Annotated in this window: 16 protein-coding genes; 9 read left to right on the top strand and 7 right to left on the bottom strand. The window is 65.8% G+C overall.

Annotated elements, in window-relative coordinates:
- The first annotated feature begins 231 nt into the window (after window positions 1-231).
- Complete coding sequence (locus R9J51_RS15410) at window positions 232-2439, top strand: TonB-dependent receptor domain-containing protein (RefSeq protein ID WP_179504969.1); 2208 nt, start codon at window positions 232-234, stop codon at window positions 2437-2439.
- A gap of 147 nt (window positions 2440-2586) precedes the next feature.
- Entirely contained in the window at window positions 2587-3270 is a 684-nt protein-coding gene (locus R9J51_RS15405) for a TetR/AcrR family transcriptional regulator (RefSeq protein ID WP_179504968.1), read from the top strand.
- 57 nt (window positions 3271-3327) lie between these two features.
- Here R9J51_RS15405 and R9J51_RS15400 read toward each other — a convergent pair whose 3' ends face one another.
- Window positions 3328-4506 (bottom strand): MFS transporter, encoded by a 1179-nt coding sequence (locus tag R9J51_RS15400; RefSeq protein ID WP_179504967.1) that lies wholly within the window; start codon window positions 4504-4506, stop codon window positions 3328-3330.
- A gap of 301 nt (window positions 4507-4807) precedes the next feature.
- Between R9J51_RS15400 and R9J51_RS15395 the strand changes: the two genes are divergently transcribed.
- Entirely contained in the window at window positions 4808-5365 is a 558-nt protein-coding gene (locus tag R9J51_RS15395; RefSeq protein WP_179506511.1) for a DNA-3-methyladenine glycosylase I, read from the top strand.
- Here R9J51_RS15395 and R9J51_RS15390 read toward each other — a convergent pair.
- The gene (locus tag R9J51_RS15390) at window positions 5362-6279 is read right to left on the bottom strand and encodes a LysR family transcriptional regulator ArgP (RefSeq protein WP_179504966.1); all 918 of its coding nucleotides are present in this window, start codon (window positions 6277-6279) and stop codon (window positions 5362-5364) included. The two genes, R9J51_RS15395 and R9J51_RS15390, sit on opposite strands and share 4 nt — an antisense overlap.
- Before the next feature lie 75 nt (window positions 6280-6354).
- Between R9J51_RS15390 and R9J51_RS15385 the strand changes: the two genes are divergently transcribed.
- Window positions 6355-6975 carry a LysE/ArgO family amino acid transporter gene (locus R9J51_RS15385; protein WP_179504965.1) on the top strand — a complete coding sequence of 207 codons (621 nt, stop codon included), beginning with the start codon at window positions 6355-6357 and terminating at the stop codon, window positions 6973-6975.
- 75 nt (window positions 6976-7050) lie between these two features.
- Here the strand turns inward: R9J51_RS15385 and R9J51_RS15380 are convergent, their stop codons facing one another.
- Window positions 7051-7857, bottom strand: coding sequence for an SDR family NAD(P)-dependent oxidoreductase (locus tag R9J51_RS15380; protein WP_432787560.1), 807 nt, complete (start codon window positions 7855-7857; stop codon window positions 7051-7053).
- A 22-nt stretch (window positions 7858-7879) separates the two neighbouring features.
- The gene (locus R9J51_RS15375) at window positions 7880-9043 is read right to left on the bottom strand and encodes an HlyD family secretion protein (protein WP_432787559.1); all 1164 of its coding nucleotides are present in this window, start codon (window positions 9041-9043) and stop codon (window positions 7880-7882) included.
- Window positions 9044-9161: 118 nt separating this feature from the next.
- On the opposite strand from R9J51_RS15375, the gene R9J51_RS15370 reads away from it, so the two are divergent.
- The 5 genes from R9J51_RS15370 (at window position 9162) to R9J51_RS15350 (ending at window position 17424) form a co-directional block, all read left to right on the top strand.
- The gene (locus tag R9J51_RS15370) at window positions 9162-10748 is read left to right on the top strand and encodes a DHA2 family efflux MFS transporter permease subunit (protein WP_218843492.1); all 1587 of its coding nucleotides are present in this window, start codon (window positions 9162-9164) and stop codon (window positions 10746-10748) included.
- Window positions 10749-10761: 13 nt separating this feature from the next.
- Entirely contained in the window at window positions 10762-12165 is a 1404-nt protein-coding gene (locus R9J51_RS15365; protein WP_179504963.1) for an efflux transporter outer membrane subunit, read from the top strand.
- Entirely contained in the window at window positions 12165-12755 is a 591-nt protein-coding gene (locus R9J51_RS15360; RefSeq protein ID WP_179504962.1) for a TetR/AcrR family transcriptional regulator, read from the top strand. Before R9J51_RS15365 ends, R9J51_RS15360 begins: the two co-directional genes overlap by 1 nt.
- 162 nt (window positions 12756-12917) lie before the next feature.
- Window positions 12918-13811, top strand: a complete 894-nt coding sequence (locus R9J51_RS15355) for an ABC transporter ATP-binding protein (protein WP_168555228.1) — start codon at window positions 12918-12920, stop codon at window positions 13809-13811.
- 19 nt (window positions 13812-13830) lie between these two features.
- Window positions 13831-17424 carry an ABC transporter permease subunit gene (locus R9J51_RS15350; RefSeq protein WP_179504961.1) on the top strand — a complete coding sequence of 1198 codons (3594 nt, stop codon included), beginning with the start codon at window positions 13831-13833 and terminating at the stop codon, window positions 17422-17424.
- Window positions 17425-17437: 13 nt separating this feature from the next.
- Here the strand turns inward: R9J51_RS15350 and R9J51_RS15345 are convergent, their stop codons facing one another.
- From R9J51_RS15345 to R9J51_RS15335, 3 genes are all read right to left on the bottom strand, one after another.
- Window positions 17438-18931: an aldehyde dehydrogenase family protein gene (locus R9J51_RS15345; protein ID WP_179504960.1), complete on the bottom strand. Its 1494-nt coding sequence runs from the start codon at window positions 18929-18931 to the stop codon at window positions 17438-17440.
- A gap of 101 nt (window positions 18932-19032) precedes the next feature.
- On the bottom strand, window positions 19033-21471 hold the full coding sequence (locus R9J51_RS15340) for a TonB-dependent receptor (RefSeq protein ID WP_168555225.1): 2439 nt from the start codon (window positions 21469-21471) through the stop codon (window positions 19033-19035).
- A 19-nt stretch (window positions 21472-21490) separates the two neighbouring features.
- Window positions 21491-23128: a GMC family oxidoreductase gene (locus tag R9J51_RS15335; protein ID WP_432787556.1), complete on the bottom strand. Its 1638-nt coding sequence runs from the start codon at window positions 23126-23128 to the stop codon at window positions 21491-21493.
- Window positions 23129-23390: the final 262 nt, after the last annotated feature.

The raw sequence follows: 23390 nt of genomic DNA, 5'->3' as shown, positions 1-23390 counted from the left end.
CAAACAGAAGCGTCCGGAGCGCTCTGCCGCAATGGCACTTGACGCGTCTGGATATCAAATCTAATCGACGATTAATTATGAAAGCGCGGACACGGTGATTCCTCGCGACGCGATCCTGCAGTCTTCGGATTTCCTGCAGGTTGCCCGCCGGCCCTTAGTCCGCCCGTGGTCGCCGCGGCCTGGTTCCGGGCCGCGGCGACGAACCGATAAATTCAACCTAGGGAGGGGTTTGTGGACAGGTCTTTGATCAAGCTGATGGCTGGCGCCGCGTGTCTTTGGGGTATGGCTGGCCATGCCGAGGAAGCGCCGGCCGACGGCAGCGGATCCGTGCCGACGGGTGATATCATCGTCACCGCCAACCGCGTTGCCTCGAGCGCCCAGAAAACCCCGATCGCGCTGACCGTGTACAACGGCGATCAATTGGCGGCCGCTGGCGTGACGAGCGTGTCCGCCTTGCAGCGGATCGATCCCAGCGTGAACTTCACGGCCCGCAACGGCACTGGTTATGTTGCCGTGCGCGGCATCGCATCGACCGACGTGACGGAAATCGGTGACCCATCGGTGCCGATTGCGCGCGATGGCTTTTTCACCAACCGGTCCTATTCGATCAACACGTCGATGTACGACTTGCAGCGCGTGGAAGTGCTGAAAGGGCCGCAAGGCACGCTGTTCGGGCGCAATTCGACCGGTGGCCTGATCAGCCTGATCACGCGCAAGCCGGGCAAGGCGCTGGGTGGCGACGTGGCGATCGAAGCCGGCAATTTCGGTGCGATCAACGTGGACGCCGGGGTGGACCTTCCGGTGAGCGACAAAATCCAGCTGCGCTTTGCCGGCATTTCGCTTCGCCACGATGGCTATCGCAATCTGACCGTGCTGGGCGGGCGCGGCGATGACGATGCGACGCTTTCGGGGCGCGCCACGCTGGCGTTTCAGCCCTTTGCCAATTTCGAGGGCCTTATCCAATACCAGCACGACAATATCGACAACGTCGGTGACGTTGCCTTGTCCGGCGCGGTGGGGACGGTCTTGACCAACTATGACGCGCGCACTTTTGCCAATTACGTGCCCACTTCAAACCGCCTGATCGGCAATCGCGTGCGGTGGGAATTCACGCTCAGCGGTCTGCCGCTCGATTCCACGCTGACATATGCCGGTGGCTATGATGCGCAGGACTGGCGCCACAAGCTGGATGCCAGTGGGTCGGCAACGTCGCGGGCCACGTTCTATCAGGCCGAAGCGCCCCGAACCTGGAATCACGAGGTGCGGCTTGCCACGCCGCAGACCAACCCGCTGGCGGTTCAGGTGGGCTTCTTCCACTTCCAGGAAGCAAACACGCTGCGCAACGGTTTGCGGGAACTGAGCGGGACATATGCCGGGCAGGATCTGATCGCATTCGACTATGCCATCAAGACCAAGTCCGATGCCGTGTTCGGCCAGGCGAATTACCGCGTGACCGAGCAATTGCACCTGACGGCGGGCGTTCGCTACACCCACGACGTCAAGCAGCGCACCGGCCAATCGGCGCTGCGGTGCGATATCGCGGGCATCCCCGCATTTGTCTGGCCATTCGTGCCCTGCGTGGGGACCTTGCCCACGTACTATGGCCTGGGCAACGGCTATGTCTCGCAATCCAAGCCGACCTACCTGGCTGGTTTCGATTGGACGCCCACCAATACCAACATGGTCTATGGGAAGTTCTCCACCGGCTACAAGTCGGGCGGGTTCAATTCCAACGGCTCGGCGCCTTCGGTGGATTATGGCCCGGAAAACGTGACGGCGTGGGAACTGGGGACCAAGAACCGCTTCCTTGGCGGCGCGGTCACTTTCAATGCCGACGTGTTCTACCAGACGTACACCGGCTACCAGGCTTCGCAGGCGACGCCGGCGGTTTCAAGCGGCAGCGGTGTCTTCAACGTGGGCAATGCCAAGATCTATGGCGCGGAAGCCCAGCTTGTCGTTGCCCGCGGCGGCCTGCGCCTGGATCTCAATGGCACGTATCTCCACACCCGTTTCGGCAGCGGCACGGCGGCCATTTTGACCACCGACCCGGCGACCGGCGGCAGCGTATCGCGCAACGTGATCGGCAATCGCTTGCCCAATGCGCCGGCGCTTTCCGTATCCGCCGGGCTTGAATACAAGATCGACATGGGTGGCGCGGGTTCGCTGACGCCGCGGATCGATGGCAAGTATAGCTCGGACTACTACTTCGACGTGTTCAACAACGCCGACACCCGCCAGGCGGACTTTGCCATGGGCAACCTGTCGCTGACTTATGCCCCTGCAGCCAAGGGTCTGACCGTAACCGCGTTCGTGCGCAACTTCACCGACAAGGTGGTGTTCGCCAATGCCCAGCGCAATTTCACGGCAACGCCTTACATCAACGCCTATCAGTTCATGCCGCCGCGCACGTATGGCCTGCGCATCGCCTATAGCTACTGATCCCGGCAGCGCCCGCTGCCATGGTTGCCATGGTAGCGGGCATGTCTGTGCCAGGAACCGGGCGCCAGGCATTGCTCATCGCGTTGCCGCGCCGGGGCGAAGGGAAGGTGTGGTGATGCCGGTCAGGCAATCTTCGGGGGCAGGCGCATGAGCTTCGATCTTGTCCCCGATCCCGGTGTCCCTTGCGCAAGCGGCTGTGTGCCCAGGCAGGATCACGTCGCGCGGCAGAAACGCAGTGCTGCCTCGCTGGAACGGATGCTCGATGCCACCGACCGCTTGATGACGGACCATCAGAGCGAGGCGTTCACCTTGCTCGAAGTGTGCCGGATCGGTGGTGTTTCCGTCGGCTCGATCTATCTTCGCTTTCCGACCAAGGTCGATCTCATCCGCGCGGCCATGCAGCGTCGGCTGATTGTGGTCGAGCAGGAAGAAGCGGCGATGATGGCGCAACTCTGCCGGGATAGCGTGGATCTTGCCGGGTTTCTCTCGGCGTTCATCGAATCCTATTCCCAGGTGCTGCAGCGGCACGCCCGGATCTTGCGCCTGTGCATGGACCGGGCCGAACATGATCCCGTGATCAGCGCCATTGGCAAGGCCCAGGCCGAACGCGCCGCGCAGCGGGTGGTGCAAGCCCTGCTGGCGTATCGCGATCGCTTCGGTGGCAACCGGGCAGAGGAAAAGGCCGACACGATCTATCGTGCGATTTATGCCGTGCTGTGCCGGCAACTGGGGCTGGGCAGCGCGCGCGAAGACCATCAGCCGCAGCAGTGGATGGTGTACAAGAAGGATCTGGCCCTGATGGCGCTTTCATTCCTGTCTTGCGCGCAATAATCGGGCACGGGTGCCGGGCACGCTTACTTGCTTCCGCCGGCGCCCGTGCCCCCCCGATCAGGCGTTGCGGCGGGCTTTGACCGCGGCGATAATCCCCGCGGCGATTGCCGTCCCGCCCAACGCTGCAAACGCCCCACCGATCGAAAGGCCGGTCAACCGCACTATCGAAACTGCGAGAGGGCTGGTGAACTGGCCCAGGAAAAAGCAGGCGCTCCAGATGCCCATCACGCGCCCGCGGTGGTGCGAGGGCACATCCTTCATCGCCCACAACACGAGCGCGGGGATCAGAATGCCGGCCCCGAATTGCTGGATGGTGGCAAAGGTGGTCATGACCGGCACGCTGCCCGCAAGGCCGATGCCGATCATCCCTGCGCCGACAAAGGCAAGAAACGCCGCGACCTGCCCAGCCGCATTCAAGCGTTGCGACAGCGGCTTGAAGGCCAGCCCGCCCAGGAACACGCCGATATTGGCCAGCCCGACCAGCATGCCCACTTTGTCTGCAGCGCGCAGGCCGATCCCTTCGAAAGCGAGCCCGATCTGGACGATGTAGACATAATAGAGCGAGGCCGAAAACAGCGTGACGGCGCCGAACGCGGCCGCGTGGCGGGCGGGGAAGGGCGCCGGCCTGGCACCTTGTTCCTGGCGCTTGTGCGCGGGTTCGAACAGCCAGATCGCCATCGCAACGGCCATCGGCAGCGCGACGGCGTATATCATGAACGACCAGTGCCAGTTCACCGCAGCCAGGGCACCCGAACCGATCAAAACCGAAACGCCGAACACCGGCCCGAACGCTGCTTGCGCGGTCAACCAGTTCCGCCGCCCCGCTTCGGGATAGTAATCCGCGATCAGCGTGTTGGTGACGGTCAGGATCGCCGCCTCGCATATGCCCAGGGCCAGCCGGGTGGCAAAGATCGCGGTCAGGCTGTCGAGAAAGAACGGCGCAATCCCCAAAACCCCGTAGATCGCCGTGGCCCAGATCAGCAAGCTGCGACGGCCCAGGCGATCGGCACACCAGCCCATCAGCGGCGAGAACAGCGCGGTCATCAGCCCAGGGGCGGTAACGGCAAGAGGCACGAGCGTGCTGGCGCCGGGCACCTGCGCGAATTGGGCAACCATCTGCGGCACCGCCGGCGTCAGCGCCACGATGGCCAGGATCGGCAGGAAACCCGCCAGGATGACGATGACGCCTTGCGCCATTCCGGCGGCGGGCGGTGGATTGGTTTCAGGCGCGGCCATGAACGCCGATCTCCTTATAAGTTAGCGCTGGTGCTGGCGGTGGCGGGCAAAGGCCCATGGCATTCCTCTCTCCGCCGGCCCTGTCTGGCGCGGGACGGCGCTTGTTGAATGGCACTATCTAATCATTGATAAGTTTGCAGGCAAGTGCCGACTTGGATCGCTGCCGTGCCAGGCTCTTGGGAGGCCACGAATGGCGGATCGCTTGACTGGCGCAATCAGGAGCGGCGGATTACAGTTGGCCGGCTGGTGGTCGATCCGGGCCACGACGGCGAAATGCATCTTGGAAGGTTTGCGCAGAAAAATGACCGCCCTTGCACGCTGCACCTGGGCCGATGGCGATCCGGTGATGGCCGCCTATCACGATACGGAGTGGGGCATCCCGCTGCACGAATCCCGCGCGCTGTGGGAAATGCTCATGCTTGAAGGCTTTCAGGCAGGCCTCTCGTGGCGCACGATCCTGCACCGGCGCGAGGGATTCCGGCGGGCTTTCGACGGCTTCGTGCCGGAGGTGGTGGCCGCATATGATGAGGCCAAGATCGCCGCGCTGATGCAGGATGCGGGCATCATTCGGGCGCGGGCCAAGATCGAGGCGACGATCGGCAACGCCCGCGCCTATCTGCGCATGGCTCAGCAGGGCGAGGATTTTGCGCAATTCGTTTGGTCCCACGTCAATGGCGTGCCGCGACTGGGCGATGGCTTGACGCTCCCGGCGAGCGATCCCACCTCGCTCGCGCTGTCCAAAGCGCTCAAGCAACGTGGCTTCAAGTTCGTGGGCGCGGTGACGGTCTACGCTTTCATGCAGGCCGTCGGCATGGTCAACGATCATGCCATCGATTGCCCGCAGCGGAATGCCTGCTAGGCGGGGACGCCGGACCCGGCAGCATCTTCCAGCACGGTCCCGGCCGCATGCCGGACTGCTTCGGTCAATTTGCGAAGCGCTGCGGCATGCAGCCTGGCAACCGTCCAGTAGAGCGTGACACCGATCGGGGTGGACGGCACCAGTTCCACCAACGTGCCTTGATCGAGGTGAGGGAGGGCGAGGACGGCTGGCTGCATGCCCCAGGCCAGGCCGCGCAGCGCCAGATCGAGGAACGCGCGGGTCGATGGGATCCAGTGCACCTGGTTGCCCACGGGCGCCCCGACATGGTCCATCGCCCAGCGCGCCTGCAAATCATCGCGCCGGTCAAAGCGCATCACCGGGGCATGCAGGAGCGCTTGTGCGGTCACGCCGGTGGGAAAATGGCGCGTGACGAAATCAGGGCTGGCGCAGGCAAGGTAGCGCAAGGCGCCCAAGCGGGTGGTGCGGCATCCCTGCACGGGTGCGCTTTCCGATGTGATCGCGGCCACAACATCCCCGCCGCGCAGACGATCGGCGGTGTGCGCCTCGTCATCCACGACGAGTTCGACCAGAAGGCCGGTTTCGCGGGAGAATCCGACGATGGCAGGGGCCATCCAACTGGCCAGACTATCCGAATTGACCGCGATCTTGAGCGTGACGGGCGGCGAGGCAGCCGTCTGCGGGGCGCCCATGTCTGGGAGCAGGTCGGTTTCGAGCAGGCGCACGGCCTCGAAATGGGCACACAAACGCCGCCCGAGCGCGGTGGGCTGGCATGGCTGGCTACGCTGCACAAGGATCGCTCCCAGCCGTTCTTCCAGCGCCCGCACCCGTTGCGACACGGCCGAAGGCGAGATGTGGAGCGCGGCAGCGGCGCGTTCGAACGTACCTTCGCGCACCACCGCCGCCACGACCGAGAGCGCCGCATAATCGAGCATGTGATGAAGCATAGCTTCATTTGGATAAGGAGATCAAGTTTCTCTTAAGATTAAGACTTGGCCATAGCGCCTGCCATGAACAGCATCACCGCCACTTATTCCGCCGGCTTCGCGCTCTGCGCAGCCCTGATCGTTGCCATTGGAGCCCAGAATCTGTTCGTGCTGCGGCAGGGATTGCTGCGGCGCCACGTGCTTGCAGTGGTTGGTTTCTGCATTGCGGCCGACGCGTCGCTGATCGCCGTGGGCGTCAGCGGCGTTGCAGCCTTTCTCAAATCCATGCCGCAACTGACGCGCATTCTCTCGCTGGGCGGGGCGATGTTCCTGGGTTGGTACGGCCTTCTCGCCTTTCGCCGCATGGCGCAGGGCGAGGCGGTTTCGGTGGACGCGGGAAGCGCGCAGTCTCTGGGCAAGGTGTTGTCCACGCTTGCCGGGTTCACGTTCCTCAACCCGCACGTCTACCTCGACACGGTCTTGTTGATGGGTGCGGCAGGGGCGACCCATCCCGCTCCCCTGCGGCCATTCTTCATTGCCGGGGCGGCCTCGGCCAGTGCCTGCTGGTTTGCCCTGCTGGGCTATGGCGCGCGGCTGCTGGCGCCGCTTTTTGCCCGGCCCGCCGCATGGCGCGTGCTGGATGCCATTGTCGGCACGACCATGCTGGCCATGGCCGCGATGCTGGTCGTGACCGCCTTCCACTGACGGCACGGGATTGCCACGTTGGGCTACTGCGGCCGAAGGCGGCCTGCGCCCCCGTGCCGCGGCCTCGCTCCGTTTTTACACCGCCGCGCTTTCTGCGGATACGCGATAGCGCGGTGCCACATCGCGGCGGGAAAGTTCGGATGCCATGGCGAGCCGCGCTTCCTGCATCGCGTGCCACTTTGCCTCGTCGGCGAGAGGCGGAATGGTGACCGTCTCACCACGATCGAAGCCCAGCAGCGCCGCATCGACAAGGTCGCTGGCGTCCATCACCCATTCGGCGGGGAAGGAATCGATGTCCTTGCCCGACCGCGCCCAGATTTCGGTACGGGTTGCCCCCGGCAGGACGGCCTGCACGCGGATTCCCTTGTCGGCAACTTCCTTGGCAAGGCCCTGGGTCAGGTTCAGGATGAAGGCCTTGGTTGCGCTATAGGTGCCGTCGAACATTTCCGGCGCGAGGGCGAGCACCGACGAAAGATTGATGATCCCGCCCGCACCGCGCGGGGCAAATGCCCGCACCGCTGCGCCGGCAAGCAGGGTTGGCGCGGTTACGTTTATGGCTATCAGGTGCTCGATCGTCACCGCGGGCGTGTCGATCAGCGTGCCTTCAAGCGAAATGCCGGCGTTGTTGACCAGCAATGTCAGCGTCTCGTCCGAGGCGATGCGCGCCTCGACCTTGGCGAGTTGCGATCGATCGCTCAGATCGGCGGGCAGCACGTCGACATGGGCGCCGGTTTCCGAACGCAGGCGCGCTGCCAGCGCTTCAAGCCGGGTGACATCGCGCGCGACGAGGACGAGATCGTGGCCACGGCGGGCGAGGCGGTCGGCATAGATGGCGCCGATGCCGGTGGATGCGCCGGTGATGAGAGCTGTTCCGAGGGACATGGTCATTCTCCTGTAAAGCGAGTCAGTTGGACAGTCGGACTTTGGCGGTGACGGACAGGCCGGGCCGCAGCACCGGGCTGGCGGCTTGCCCGGGGTCGAAGCGGATGCGCACCGGCACCCGCTGGACGATCTTGGTGAAGTTGCCGGTGCCGGGTTCGAACGGCAGCAGCGAGAAACTGGAGCCGGTGCCCGGTGCAAAGCTTTCGACACGGCCGGAGAGCGCATGGTCGAGCGCGTCGACGCTGATCGTCGCGCGTTGCCCGGCCCGCATGTCGCGGGTCTGTGTTTCCTTGAAGTTCGCCGTCACATAAAGGGCGTTCATGGGCACCAGCGTGAGCAGACGCGATCCGGGCTGAACATAATCCCCAACGTGGACCTGGCGATTGCCCACCACGCCATCGACAGCGGCGCGGATGATCGTATGGGCTTGATCCTGACGCGCGAGATCGAGTGCGGCGATCGCGCGCTGTCGTGTTGCCTGCGCCTTTTCGAGCGCGGCGAGCAAGGTGGGGCGGCGTGCCGCTGTCACGCTTGCCTGCTGCCGCGACACGGCCAGCAGTGCCTTGGCACGGGCGGCCGCCTGCGCGCCGTCGATCGCTGTGGCACGATAGGTCTCGGCATCGCGGCGTGCGACAGCGCCTGTGGCAACCAGGGCGTCATAGCGCTGGCGATCGGTTTCCGCGCGCTCAGCCTCGGCGGCGGTCGAAGGGATCGTGGTGCGCGCCGCGGTAACCTGCGCTGCGGCCAACCGCTCTTCTGCGTCAAGGCTGACGAGCGCCGCGCGCGCTGCGGCTACATCGGCTTCCGCATCCGCCAGATCGGCACGCCCGCTCGCCGCCTTGGCATCGAATTCTTCCGAATCGATCCGCACGAGGGGATCACCGACGTGCACGACCTGGTTGTCGCGTACGAACACGGCGCCAACCAGGCCGCGAACTTTCGGCGCCACCGTGGTTGAATCGGCCGCGACATAAGCATCGTCGGTCGCTTCGACCGATGGACGCGCCATGATCCACAGGGCGCCGCCTGCCGCTGCCGCCAGCGCCAGTGCCGAAACCAGCAACGTGCGGCCGCCGGGCCCGCGGCGTTGCGCCTTCGCGGGCGCGCCGGCACTCTGCGCAGCTGGCGGCAAGCCTTCGCTTTGCTGCTGTCCTTCCGATTGTTCATCCATTGGCTTTGCGCTCACCGCGCGCCTCCTTGCAGAGATTGCTTGCGCATATGATGAGTATCATATCATATGACGTTCATCATATGTCGAGTCATATTTCGGCGATCGGAAAGGAAGCGGGTTCGTGGGATGGCTGATGGAACTTGGTCAGGACTGGTCGGCAGACCCTTCGGCGATGCCGACGGCGCGCAAGTTCCTGATCTTTGGAGTGATGGCGTTCGGCCAGTTCATGGCGCTGTTCGATATCCAGATCGTGTCTGCCTCACTCAGCGACGTGCAGGCAGGGCTCGCTGCCGGCCCGGATGAAGTGAGCTGGGTGCAGACAGCCTATCTGATGGCCGAGCTCGTGATGATCCCGCTGTCGGGCTATCTCGCCGGGGCGATGTCGACCCGCTGGCTGTTTGTCATGTCGGCGGGGATGTTCACCTTCTCCAGCCTCATGTGCGGGCTGTCGTGGAACATGGAATCGATGATCGCCTTCCGCGCGCTGCAGGGGTTTACCGGCGGGGCGATGGTGCCGTTGGTCTTCGCGGTGGGGTTCACGATCTTCAGCGGCGCGCAACGGGCGCTGATCCCCGCCATCCTGGGCACCGTCAGCGTGCTGGCACCTACGTTGGGGCCCAGTGCCGGCGGCGCGATCACCCAGGCGCTCGACTGGCGATGGCTGTTCTTCATCAACATCATCCCCGGTATCGTGGTGACATTGCTGGCCTGGCAGATTCTTCGCGTGGATCGGGCCAATCCATCCATGTTCGGCCGGATCGACTGGAGCCATTTCGTGGCGATGGCGGTATTCCTTGCCGGCCTTGAATATGTGCTGGAGGAAGGACCACGCAAGGACTGGTTCGGCGATCCCACCATTGCCATCGCCGGCTGGTGCTCGGCCGTCGCTTTCGTCTTGTTTCTTGAGCGTTCCTTCCGGTCCGGCAATCCGCTGGTGCGGTTGCAGCCGTTCCGCCGGCCGACCTTCGCCTTCGCCTGCACGTTCAATTTCGTGATCGGCATCGGCATGTATTCGGCGATCTATCTGGTGCCGGTCTACCTGGCACGCATCCGCGGATACGATTCGCTGCAGATCGGCACCACGGTGTTCGTGGTGGGCGTGACGCAGCTGTTGAGCGTGGTCGTCAGCGCCTATCTCAGCCAGCGGGTCGACATGCGCTGGATGATCACGGTTGGCTTGTCGCTGTTCGCCGCAAGCCTGTGGCTCACGTCCAACATGACCAGCGCGTGGGGGTTCTGGGAGCTGTTTTTCCCGCAAGCCGTGCGTGGCCTTGCCCTGATGCTGTGCATCGTGCCCAGCGTGAGCATGGCGCTGTCGGGCTTCCAGCCAGCCGAACTGCGCTATGCCTCTGGCCTGTTCAACCTGATGCGCAATCTGGGCGGCGCCATCGGCATTGCCGTGGTCAATACCCTGCTGCGTGACCATGCCCGCATCGCGTCAAGCCGGATCGGCGAAGCGCTTGGCCATCAGTCCGGCGCGGCGTCGGACATGGTCGCGGGCATCGCGCAGCGCCTGGCGCAAGCCACCCCCGATCCGCACCAGGCCCTGACGATGGCACAAGGTCTGTTTGCCCAAGTCGTTGGCCGCGAGGCGTTGACCATCGCTTTCAACGACGTCTTCCGGCTGCTCGCCTGGATGTTCATCGCCGCGCTGGTGATGGTGCCGTTCTGCCGCCCACCCGCCAATGCCACGCCGCCGTCGCCCGATCTGGCGCACTGAGGAGTTCTTTGCCATGCGCCTTGCCGCTATCCTGCTTGCCGTCTCGGCCCTTTCTGGCTGCACCGCCGGCAGGGATTATGTTCCTCCCAAGATTGCCCTGTCCCCTGCCTATCATGCGCCTGTGCCCATCGCGGCGGCGGATGCGCAATGGTGGCGCCGTTTCGGCGATCCTGTGCTCGATTCCCTGGTCGAGATGGCGCTGGCGCAAAATCTCGATGTGGCCGCCGCGGCCGCGCGGGTAAGCCAGGCGCGCGCCGCCGTGCAGGAAAGTGGTGCGGCGCTGCTGCCCCAGGCAGGCCTTGCCGCCTCGGCCGAACGCACGCGCCAGTCGCTGCGCACGCCCGTTGGCGCGGTGTCCAGTCGCTTGGACCTGCCGCGCGACTATTCTCTGTATACCGTGGGCCCGCAGGCATCGTGGGATATCGACCTGTTCGGCGGCTTGCGGCGCGGGCGCGAGGCGGCGCGGGCCGACTTTGCCGCCGCAGCGGCAAGCGAGGACGCCGTGCGCCTGAGCGTTGCTGCAGAAACGGCCGATGCCTATCTGCAGTTGCGTGGGTTGCAGGCACGGTACGATGTCGTCTCGCACGAACTTTCGACCGAACGCCAGTTGGCCGACCTTCTGGGCCAACAGGCGGCGCAGGGCCTGGTTGCCGAACGCGAACACCAGCGGGTCTTGGGCGAAAGCGCTGGATTGGAGGCGACGCTGGCGCCGCTACGCGCGGCGATCGCCGGCCAGATCAACCGCCTCGATGTGCTGACCGGCCAGCAGGCCGGATCGGACCTGCTGCATGTGGCTGCGGCGCAGCCCGTGCCCGACGCGCCCGATCCCAGCGGCAGCGCGATCCCGGGTGAATTGATGCGCCGGCGCCCCGATCTGGTGGCAGCCGAACGGCATCTGGCCGCGAGCAGCGCCCGGACCGGGGCGGCCATGGCCGACTATTACCCGCGTCTGTCCCTCAACGGCCTGCTCGGCTTTGCCAGTATCGGCACCGGCGGCCTGTTTGCCGGCAATGCCCTGCAGGCGAGCGGCGGCGCGGCGCTGCGGTGGCGCCTGTTCGATTTCGGCCGTGCCGATGCGGAAGTGGCGCAGGCACGCGGCAAGGAGGCCGAGGCGCTGGCGCAGCTTCGCGGCGCGGTGCTCAAGGCGACCGAGGAGGTGGAAACCGCGATCACCCGCCTTGCCGAAACGCGGGCGGAAATCGCGTTGCGCCAGCAGCAGGTTGCATCGCTGACCCGTTCGCGCGATCAGGCGCGGCAGGGTTACGAGGGTGGCGCGCTGGCCTTGATCGACGTACTGGATGCCGACCGCGCGCTGTTGGATGCCGCCGACCACCTTGCGGAGGCACGCGCCCAGGCGGCGCGCGCATCCGTTTCGGCCGTTCGTGCGTTGGGCGGAGGATGGGAGCCACGAAGCTGATGAGCGAGACCATGACGCCCAAGGAGCGCACGCGCGCGCGCATCCTGGATGAAGCGGCAAAGGCGATGCGCGAAAAGGGTGCCGACGGGATCGGCGTTGCCGCGCTGATGAAGCGCGCGGGGCTGACGCATGGCGGCTTTTATGCGCATTTCGAAAACCGTGACGATCTGGTTGCCCATGCGGTGGACCGGATGTTTGGCGATAGCGATGCGATGGTAAGACGATATCTCACCGGGAACGAGCCGGCGAGGGGCCTGTCGTTGCTCATCGACTATTACCTTTCCGAGGAAGCGCGGCGGCGGACCGATGTGGGCTGCCCGATCCCCAGCCTGGGGGGGGAATCGAGCCGCATGCCGGAGGCCGCTCGCCAGCGTTTTGCCCAAGGCATTGCCGCGTTTCGCGCCGCGCTGGCAAAGGCCCTGGCCGGGCTTGGCGCGTCCGAACCGGACGTGCTGGCGGCCTCGGTCCTGGCCGAGATGGTCGGCGCCATGACCCTGGCCCGAACGCTGGACGACGAGACGGCATCGATTGCGTTGCGCGCTTCGCGAGAGCAGCTCAAGCGGCGGATCGGCTTGCCGACCGCGCTGTGATGATCGCGGGCTTGGTCTCGCAAAGCTCAAGGACGCACGATTGCGCGTGGCGTTGCGGCCCGACCTGCCCGTCAAAAGGCGTTCGTCGAGCCGCGTTTGCCATCGCGCTGCCTGCCGCCTAGCCTGCGCTCGTCCGACCATGGCAGCGAGGCACTTGAGAACATGCTCGAACTTCAGGGTGTTTCGCACGTCTATGGCAACGGCACCCGTGCGCTCGACGGCGTCACGCTGACAATTCCCAAGGGCATGTTCGGGCTGCTCGGCCCCAACGGCGCCGGCAAGTCTACCCTGATGCGCACGGTTGCCACGCTGCAGATCCCCAGCAGCGGGCGCATTACGTTCGACGGCATCGACGTGATCGCCGATCCCCAGGCGATCCGCAGCCAGCTTGGCTACCTGCCGCAGGACTTTGGCGTCTATCCGCGCGTAAGCGCCTATGATCTGCTCGACCACATGGCGGTGCTCAAGGGCATCGCCGGGCGCGGCGAACGGCGGGACACGGTCGAAACGCTGCTTGCGCAAGTCAATCTGTGGGATGTGCGGCGCAAGGCGGTGGCCGGCTATTCCGGCGGGATGCGCCAGCGCTTCGGCATTGCCCAAGCGCTGATCGGCAATCCTCGCCTCGTCATCGTCGATGAACCGACCGCCGGGCTCGATCCCGAAGAGCGCAATCGCTTCCTCAACCTCCTGGCCGAGATCGGCGAGAACGTGGTGGTGATCCTTTCGACCCATATCGTCGACGATGTCACCGACCTTTGCCCGCGCATGGCGATCCTGGGCCAGGGGCAGATACTGCTCGAAGGCGCGCCGGCCACGTTGATCGCTGCGCTGTCCGGCCAGGTGTGGGAACGCGCGATCGACCGGGCTGACCTCGCCGCGGTCAGCGCCGAACATCGCGTGATTTCCACCCGCCTGCGCGGCGGGCGCACGGTCGTGCACGTGATTGCCGAGACCATCCCTGGTGACGGCTTCGTGGCTGTTCCCGGTGGGCTCGAGGACGTCTATTTCTCCGCCCTGCTTGCTGCCCGCACCGCCGCGCCGGCCGTCGGCGCCTGAACCAGTAAGGGGCACCGCCATGCTCGGCCGCATCGCCGCCTTCGAGATCCGCTATCAGCTGCGCAGCCCGGTGTTCTGGGTGGTGTTTGCCCTGTTCTTCCTGCTGGCCTATGGCGCCATGGCATCGAGCCAGTTGACCATCGGTGGCACGCCCGACAACGCGTGGCAGAACGGCACGCTGTCGCTGACGATGACCCAGGGCGTGATGACCATTTTCGCGCTGTTTGCGACGACGGCCTTTGTCGCGAACGTGATCGTCAGGGATGATGACAGCGGCTTTGGCCCCCTGGTCCGCGCCACGCCGGTGCGCAAGGCCGACTATCTGCTGGGCCGTTTCGCTGGTGCTTACCTGGTCTCTCTGCTGGTTTTCGCGGCGGTGCCATTGGGCAGCTTCGTGGGTTCGCTGATGCCCTGGCTGGACCCTGAAACGATCGGTCCCAACCGGATCGACGCCTATTTGCGGCCCTTTGTGATCGTGGCGATGCCCACGTTGCTGTTGTGCGCCGCGTTTTTCTTCGCGGTGGCAACGCTCACGCGCTCGATGATGGCGACGTATGTTGCAGTGGTTGCCAGCCTGCTGATCTGGGGCGTGACGCGCGGCATCCTGTCGAGCCATCCCGACCTGCGCACGCTGGCGGCGCTCACCGATCCGTTCGGCGTCGTCGCCATCACGCTTGAAACCCGGTACTGGACCCTGGCCGAAATCAACACACGGCCCTTTCCGTTCTCCACGCTGTTTCTCGAAAACCGTGCGATCTGGCTGGCCGTGACGATCGCGGCGCTTGCCATGGCGTGGTGGCGCTTCAGCTTTACCGCGCCTGCCGCCAGCAAGCGCCAGTTGCGGCGCGAGGCGAAACGCGCACGCAAGCTCGCCGTGGCGACGCCAAGCCGGGTCGCGCGCTTGCCCGATCCCGACCAGGCCCGCGCGCGCTGGCCGCGTCTGTTTGCACGCATTGCGTTCGAAGCGCGGATGATCCTGCGCAGTCCGGCCTTCCTGGTGCTGGTGGCGGTGGGGGCGATCAACGCGCTTGCCGCACTCAGCCTGAGCGACAGCCTCTATGGTAGCAAAAGCTACCCGGCGACTTTCCTGCAGGTCACGGCACTGCGCGGCGCGTTCACGCTCGGCCCGATCGTGATCGCCGCGTTCTATGCAGGCGAACTCGTCTGGCGCGATCGCGAGCGCCGGATCAGCGCGATCATCGATGCCAGCGCCTTGCCAAGCTGGGCCTTGCTGCTGCCCAAGGTGCTGGCGCTCGCACTGGTCCTGGTGGTCACCGTGGCGCTGGGGGCCTTGGTCGGCATCGGCGTGCAATTGGCAAGCGGCTTCACGGCGATCGAACCTGGGCAGTATCTGTGGTGGTACCTTGTGCCGACAGCAATGGACATGGTGCTGCTCGCCGGCCTTGCCGTGTTCCTGCAGGTCGTTTCGCCCAGCAAGTATGTTGGCTGGGGCTTGCTGCTGGTGTGGTTCGTCTTCGGCATCGTGGCGTCGGCGATGCATTGGGACCATCCGCTCTACCAATACGCGTCGAGCGTGCCCAACCCGCTGACCGATATGAACGGTGCGCGGGTGGGCTGGGTGACCAACTGGTGGCTGCGCCTTTATTGGGGCTTTCTGCTCGTGGCGCTGATGGCCGCGGCCCACCTGCTCTGGCCGCGCGGTGCCAACGATGGCGTCGGCGTGCGCAGCCGCCAGGCGCTGCGCCGGCTGCGTAGCCCGGCCGGGGTGCTGATCCTTGCCGCACTGGCAGGCATGGCCGCCACGGGGGCCTGGCTCTATTACCAGATGGACGTTCGCAACCACTACGAGAACGGTGCGCAGCAGGAGATCGACGCCGCCGATCTCGAAAAGCTCTACGCCCGCTATGAGCATGCGCCCGAACCGAGCGTCACGCATGTCACGCTCAAGGTCACGATCGATCCGGCGCAGCCGCGGATGGAAGCCGAAGGGACATATGCCCTGGTCAATGCCACCGGCGCGCCGCTCAGCACCGTGCACCTGATGCTGCCCCAGCACGACCGCGACGTGCTCGCACTGACGATCGACGGTGCCCGCGCCACCCACGATGACGACCGCCGCCAGGTGCGCTTCTTCACGTTCGACCATCCGCTGCGCCCGGGGCAGACGACGCTGATGCATTTCAAGGTGCAGCGCTGGCAGCCGGGCCTCAATCCGCTGGGCGACGATACCCGCTTGCTTGCCAACGGCACGTTCCTCGATTCCACGCAGATCGCGCCCACGATCGGCATCCAGCGGGCGGCGATGTTGAGCGATCCGGTCAAGCGCCGCGAACATGGCCTGCCCGGTGAGCATCGCATGGCCAAGTTGGAAGATCAGGGCGCGCGGCATTTCAATTACCTGTCGAACGCCAGTTGGGTGACCAGCGACATCACGGTGACCACAGCGGCGGACCAGGTGCCGCTGGCGCCCGGTGACAAGGTTGCCGATACGGTGCAGGGCGGATGGCGCACCGCGCGCTTCGTCTCGCGCGTTCCGATCCTCAACTTCTGGTCGATCCAGTCTGCCCGCTATGGCGTGGACACGCGCGATGCCGATGGCGTGCAGGTCTCGATCTATTTCGATCCGCGCCACGCCTATAACGTGGCCCGGCTGCAGCGCGCCGCGCGCGTGGCGCTCGGCTACTATCGCCGCGAATTCGGCCCCTATCAGTTCGGCTATGCCCGCATCGTGGAATTTCCGGGCTATGCCAGCTTTGCCCAAGCCTTTGCCGGCACCATGCCGTTCTCGGAATCGATCGGCTTTCTGGGTGACTTCAGCGATCCCGACAAGATCGATTACGCCACCTATGTCGCCGCGCACGAGCTGTCGCACCAGTACTGGGGCCACCAGGAAATCAGCGCCGAGATGCAGGGCGGCACGATGATGGTGGAGACGCTGGCGCAGTATTCGGCGCTGATGGTCATGAAGCAGTTGTACGGGCCCGACAAGATCCGCCGCTTCCTGCGCTATGAGCTTGATCGCTACCTTGCCTCGCGCGGGCGCGAAGCGGTGGAGGAAGTGCCGCTGGCGCGGGTGGAGGACCAGCCCTACATCCACTATCGCAAAGGTGCCGTGGCGCTCTACCTGCTGCAGGATCGGCTGGGCGAAGCGCGGGTCAACGGCATGCTTCGGCAGATCCTCGCACGCTATCGCTTCCAGGGGCCACCTTACGCCACCTCGATGGACCTTGTGCGCGGCTCCCATGCGCTGGCCCGTACCGCGCAGGAACATGCGCTGGTGCACGACTTGCTGGAAACCATCACGGTGTGGGATTTCAAGGCCGATCGCGCCGTGACCCGCCGCATGCCCGACGGGACCTGGCATACCACGCTGACGCTGACGGCGAGCATGGCACGCGACGATGGCAAGGGGGCAAGCACGCCCACGCCGCTCGACCAGGATGTCGACATCGGGCTGTTCACCGCGCAGCCGGGCGAGGGGGCGTTTGGGGCGGCCGACGTCATCGCCATGGAACGGCATCGCCTGCGCGATGGCACCGCCACGATCGTGCTGACCAGTCGTCGCAAGCCGGCCTATGCCGGGGTCGATCCCTACAACACCTTTATCGATCGCAAGAGCGACGACAACGTGGTGGCCGTGACCGGCGGCTGATGCGCAAACCGCGTTACAGCACCGAATGACCGGCCGGTGCTGCTGCAGCGGGAATGACCGCCTTGTATTCGGTAAAGCTGTCGAGCCCTTCCTTCCCGCCCTCGCGCCCGCAGCCAGACAGCTTGAAGCCGCCGAAGGGCAGGGCACTGTCGAAGCGAAAGGCGTTCTGGGTAAGGGTACCACTGCGCACGCCGCGCGCCACGCGGGAAAAAGCCGCCGCATCGTGGGTGAAGACTGTGCCGTAGAGGCCATAGGGCGTGGCATTGGCCAGTGCGATCGCCTGATCGAGCGTGTCATAGCCCAAGACGGTGAGCACCGGGCCGAAGATTTCCTCGCGCGCGGCGATATTGGCGGGGTCGACATCGGTCAGCAGCGTGGGTTCGTAATAGGCGCCATCGGGCAGGTGGGCGGGGCGCGCGCCGCCGGTGGCCAGCGTGGCACCTTCGGCGATCGCCTGGGCAACGAAGGCCTCGACCCGCTCGCGTTGGCGGACCATGGCCAGCGGGCCCATCTCGGCCGCGGCATCGCGCGGGTGGCCGATGCGCACGCGGCGCATTTCGTCCACCGCTGCAGCGACGAAGGCCGCACGGTGGGCTTCCGGCACGATCGCGCGGCTCAGCACGGCGCAGATTTGCCCGGCCGACATGGTGATAGTGCGCGCGAGCGTGCGCGCCGCCGTCTCGATCGGGAAATCGTCGAGCACGATGGCAGCCGACTTGCCACCCAGCTCTGTCGTGCAGCGCGCCATGCGCGCGCCACAGACCGCGGCAATGTGCGTGCCGGCCGCGACCGAGCCGGTGAAGCTCACTTTGTCGATGCCCGGATGGCGCACGAGGCTGTCGGACGCGGCGCGATCGGCAACGACGAGGTTGAGCACGCCTGGCGGCAGGCCGGAGTCTTGTGCCGCTTCGGCGATGATCCAGGCTTCGATCGGCGTTTCGGGCGCGGGCTTCATCACCACGGTGCACCCGGCGAGCAGGGCCGGGGCGATCTTGCCCGCCATGATCCCGAACGGATTGTTCCACGGCGCGATCGCGGCAACGACGCCGACCGGCTCGCGCACCACCAGGGCTGTGCCCGGCGCATCGGCCAGGGCGCGCGTCTCGCTCCAGGCATAGCGGTCGGCCAAGTCGGCATAGCTGTCGAACCAGGCGACGCCACCGCCCACCACAAGCGGCGCGACCCCGGCAAGTGCGCCGATCTGCTCGATCCAGGCATTGGCGAGGTCAGGAATGCGCGCGCGCAGCAGCTCGCCCATCCGCCGCAAGTACGCGGCCCGCTCTGTCGGGGAGAGGTGCGGCCAGGGGCCGTGATCGAAAGCGGCCCGTGCGGCGTCGACAGCGGCGGCGATATCGTCGGCATCGCCGCTTGCAAGCGTGGCAATCACCGCGCCCGTGGTGGGCGAGACCACGTGCGTCTGCTCCCGGCTGTGGGGCTCGCGCCACGCACCGTCGATAAACAGGTGATGGGGATGGCGCAGGTTCGGCAGCACGGGAGCATGGGGCATGTCGGGCATTCCTTGCGTATCGGAATCGAGGCTGGGAGCTGACGCGAGACGCGGGCTGGACGCGGGCGGTGTCGATACCCCGCCCGCGTCTCCCCGCCCGGTCAGAACGTGCGGCGCAAGGTCAGCGACCATTCGCGCGGCCGGCCCACGGCGCCGCTCGCAACGCCGTACGTGGCGTTGTAGCTGGTGCCGAGGTAATAGAACTTGTTGCCGAGGTTGGTGACGCCAAGGCTTGCCGACCAGGCCTTGCGGGCATCTTCGTAAGTCAGGCGGGCGTTGAACAGGCTGCGCCCGGCGACGAGATCGAGCGGCGTGTTGACCGCGTTGTAATAGAAGCTCGACTGGTAGGTCCAATCGAGGCGCGGGGTCAGCGTGCCCGCGCTGCCGAGGTCTGCCTGGTACTGGACCGAGCCGGACGCCTGCCACTTGTTGTTGAACGGGGCCTTCATGCTGCGGCTGATGCCGGTGTTGGCATTGACCGAGGCATACTGGAAGTCGAGATAGCCGACGTTGCCATCGATCGTCAGGCCGCGCACCGGGCGCAAGGTGGCTTCCAGTTCGACACCCTTGACGTGGGCATTGCCGGCATTGCCGATCGCCGCGCACGGAAACGGATCGGTGAAGGCCGGGCAGACCTGCAACTGGATCTGCATATTCTTGTAATCATTATAGAACACAGCGCCGTTAAGGCGCAGCGCACGACCCAGCAGATCCGACTTGAAGCCCGCTTCGTAGGTCGTCAGCGTCTCTGGGTTGAAGGGCTGCACCTGGCTGGCGAAATAGGGGCGGGGATTGATGCCGCCGCCCTTGTAGCCGGTTGAGACCTGGGCATAGGTCATCAATTCCGGGCTCCAGCGGTAGTTGACGCCGATACGATAGTCGACCCGCTCGCCGCGGAAGGTGGAGCTAGCCCCGTCGAGGCCGAGCAGCAGGATGTTGAGCGGGAAATTGGCCGGGGAAATTGCGCTGCCGTCGGGATTGCGGCGACCGAATGTGTAGGTCTTGCGGTCATTGGTATAGCGCAGGCCGCCAATCACCGTCAGGTCTGCGATCGGGTGCAGTTCGAGATGCCCGAACACCGACTTGCTGACGTTGCTGACGGGATCGTCGGTGCGGAAGTCGAAGGCCACGTTGGGGATCTGCGCCCGCCCGGTGAGATGGTCGCGCGCATCGTAATAGTAGCCGCCCAGCGTCAGGTCGGCGAGGCTGCCGAACTTGGCCGAGAGGCGCAGTTCCTGGGTGAACTGACGGTGTTCATAACCGAATTCCTGGAGCAGGATCGCCAGTGGAGAGCCATCAAGGTCGATGCCGCTGGTGCCCTTGGCCGAGCGGTAGCCGGTGATCGACTTGATCGAGAGCGCATCGGACAGCGCATAGTCGATCGTGCCCACCGCGCCCCAGCTTTTCACCGCGCTTTTGGGGCTGGTGGAAAAACCGCCCGGCGCAACCTGGAGGTTGGGAAACAGGGTGAAGGGGTACACCTTGGGCAAGCCGGAGGTGTAATTGCCGCCGCTCGTATAGTTTGCATACGAGGTGTAGCAATGGGCGCAGGTTATAAAGCGGCTGTCGAACGGCACGCCGCCCGCCGGATCGCCGGCGACATAGCTGCGCACGCCAGGGTTGTTCGCATAAACCAGCTTGGTCGCGACTTGCTCGGAATCGTTCTGCGCCACGTCGGCGACGAGGTTGACCTCGAGCTTCGAGCCGGCGGGGGCAATGCGCAGCGCGGCGCGCAGGGCTTTGACATCAATGCCACCTTCAGTGCCGTTGCGGCAATCGTTGTTGCCGGTGGTCGGGGCGATGCCGCTACCGGGATTGACGCAGCCGTAGTCGAGCAACTGCATGTAGCCATCGGTGTGCTTCGACACGCCCGATAGGCGAACATAGACGCCGTCGGTGATCGGGATGTTGGCGCTGGCGCGCAAATCGACGCGGTTGAAGCGGCCATAGGTGCCTTCGACGAAACCGCCGGCATCGGCATTGGGCTTGGCCGAGAACAGCTTGATCGCGCCGCCCAGCGAATTCTTGCCGGCGAGCGTGCCCTGAGGGCCGCGCAACACCTCGACCCGATCGAGGTCGGTCAGGTCCATCACCGCGCCGTAGGTCGTGCCATAATAGATGTCGTCGATGTAGATGCCCACGCCAGGTTCGAGCGCAAAGCTGGAATCGCCCTGGCCGACGCCGCGGATGAACGCAGCGACGGCGCTGCCGTTAAGCCCGGTCGAACTGGAAAGATTGACGTTGGGTGCCGTGGCGCCAAGGTCGGTGATGCTGAGCTGCCCCTTGGCGGCGAGCGTGCTGGCGCTGATCGCGGTGATCGCGATCGGTGTATCCTGCACCTTCTGCCCACGGAACTGCGCGGTGACGACGATTTCCTCGATCGCCGGGGTGCGTTCGGCCTCGGCCGGGCCGGCCTGCGTGGGCGCGGCGGCGGTGTCCTGCGCGAAAGCCGGCGCGGCCGCGAGTGCAAACGCGCTGCCGGCGGCAAGCCAGGCGGCGCGGGCAACGCGCCGTTGCGCAATGGCGGTACGATCAGTCATGGTTCTTCTCTCCCCGTTGTTATGAAGCGCGGGCCATGCCAGCCTGGCGGATGGCCTTGAGGACGTGGTCGGCGCCCTTGTCGCCGATCATCATCGCAGTCGCGTTGGTATTGCCGACCGGCAGCGTCGGCATGACCGAGCAATCGGCCACCCACAGCCCTGCCACCCCGCGTACCGCGAGGTCGGGATCGACCACAGCGGCCGCGTCGCTGCCCATTCTGCAGGTGCCGACCGGGTGGTAGAGCGGGATGGCGTTGTCGCGCAGATGCGCCCGCAGCGCTGGGCCGGATACCGCTCGGCCAGGGGCAAGCTCGGCCTCCACCAGGTCTGCCAAGGGCGGTTGCGCGGCGATGTCGCGGGCGATTTCAATGCCGCGAGCCAGCCGCTCAAGATCGGCGTCGCTGCCCAGCAGGCGATGTTGCACCAGCGGGGGGGCATCAGGATCGGCAGACCGCAACTCCACGCGCCCGCGCCCTTCCGGGCGGGCAAGGCAAACCGTGACGCTTACCGCCGGGCGCTTGAGCAGGACCGCCCTCCCGTTGGGCCCGAAGGTGAACGCCATCGCCGTCAACGAGATCTGCACATCGGGAATGTCTGCCTCTGCCGAAGTGCGCGCAAAGGCGTTGGCGTGGCACATCGATGTGGTCAGCGCGCCGCGCCGACGCAGCAGGAACGACAGCCCTTCGCCAAGGGCGCGCCATCCCCGTGTATCGCTGTTGATCGACCGGCTGCGGGTGGCGAGCACGACGTGCGCGCCGACGTGCTCCTGCAGGTTGGCGCCGACTTCGGGGCTGTCTGCGTGGCAGGCAATGCCGTGGCGGGCAAGGTCGGCGGCCGGGCCGATGCCCGAGAGCATGAGCAGGCGCGGTGTGTTCAGCGTGCCGGCCGACAGCACCACGCCCAGGCGCGCGGGCAGCACCTGCTCGACACCCTCGTGCCGCACCAGGACGCCGGTGGCGCGGCCAGCGGTGATGATCACCTTGAGGACGTCGATCCCCGTCACCACGCGCAGGCGGCTGGTGTCGATCGCGCCGCGCAGATAGCCGCGCGCCGCGCTGCATCGCAGCCCGCCGTGCTGGGTGGCCTCGGAGTGGAACGCGCCCTCGCCAGAAAGGCGCCCGTTCTGCTCGGGATTGCGCGGGATGCCGACCGCGCCAGCAGCCGCAATGAAAGCATCGACCACCGGATACGACATCCGATTGCGCGCCACCGTGATCGGGCCGGAATCGCCGCGCCAAGCGTCGCCACCGGCCTCGGCCCGTTCCATGCGCCGGAAATAGGGCACGACATCGTCAAAGCCCCACCGGGTTGCACCGCGCTCGGCCCAGCCGTCATAGTCGCGGCGATGGCCGCGCACGTAGATCATGCCGTTGATCGCGCTGCCACCGCCCAGGCGCCGCGCCGCAGGCCACAGGTAGCGCCGCCCGCCCAGGCTGGTATCGGGTTCGGCCGCAATGCTGCGGTCGAAAGCCGGGTTGTTGACCACCGCGAACGTCAGCGCGGGAACGTAGCTGCGCAGCGTCACGTCGCTTTTCCCGGCCTCGAGCAGCAAGGTCGCCACCCCGGCCTCGGCGAGCCGCGCGGCCATGGCGCAGCCGGCGGATCCTCCGCCAACGACGATGACCTCGGCTTCGGCCGCCATGCGCGCCAGATTCATGCGCGCGTTTCCAAGGCGAGAGGCTTTGCGGCCCAACGCGATCGCGGCCCGGCCTGCGGAACGGCAAGGCGATTGGCGTGCGTGGACTGTCCTGGGGTCGCGTCCAACTTCCTTCTCCCATGTGGCCGGCAGCCTCTGGCGGACCGCGCGATCTGTGGGGCAAGGATAGGCTTGCGCAGACGACGCAAAGAATTGCGAAAATACCGTGCAGGTGCTAGGATAAAACCTAGCACCTGCGAAAGATGGCGGGGCGGGGAGAGGC

Origin of the sequence: Novosphingobium rhizosphaerae (genome assembly GCF_050920675.1) — a bacterium.
In the GTDB taxonomy this organism is placed as follows: Bacteria; Pseudomonadota; Alphaproteobacteria; order Sphingomonadales; family Sphingomonadaceae; genus Novosphingobium; species Novosphingobium rhizosphaerae.
Note: the sequence above shows the minus strand (reverse complement) of the source record. Positions and strands in the feature narration are given on the sequence as shown.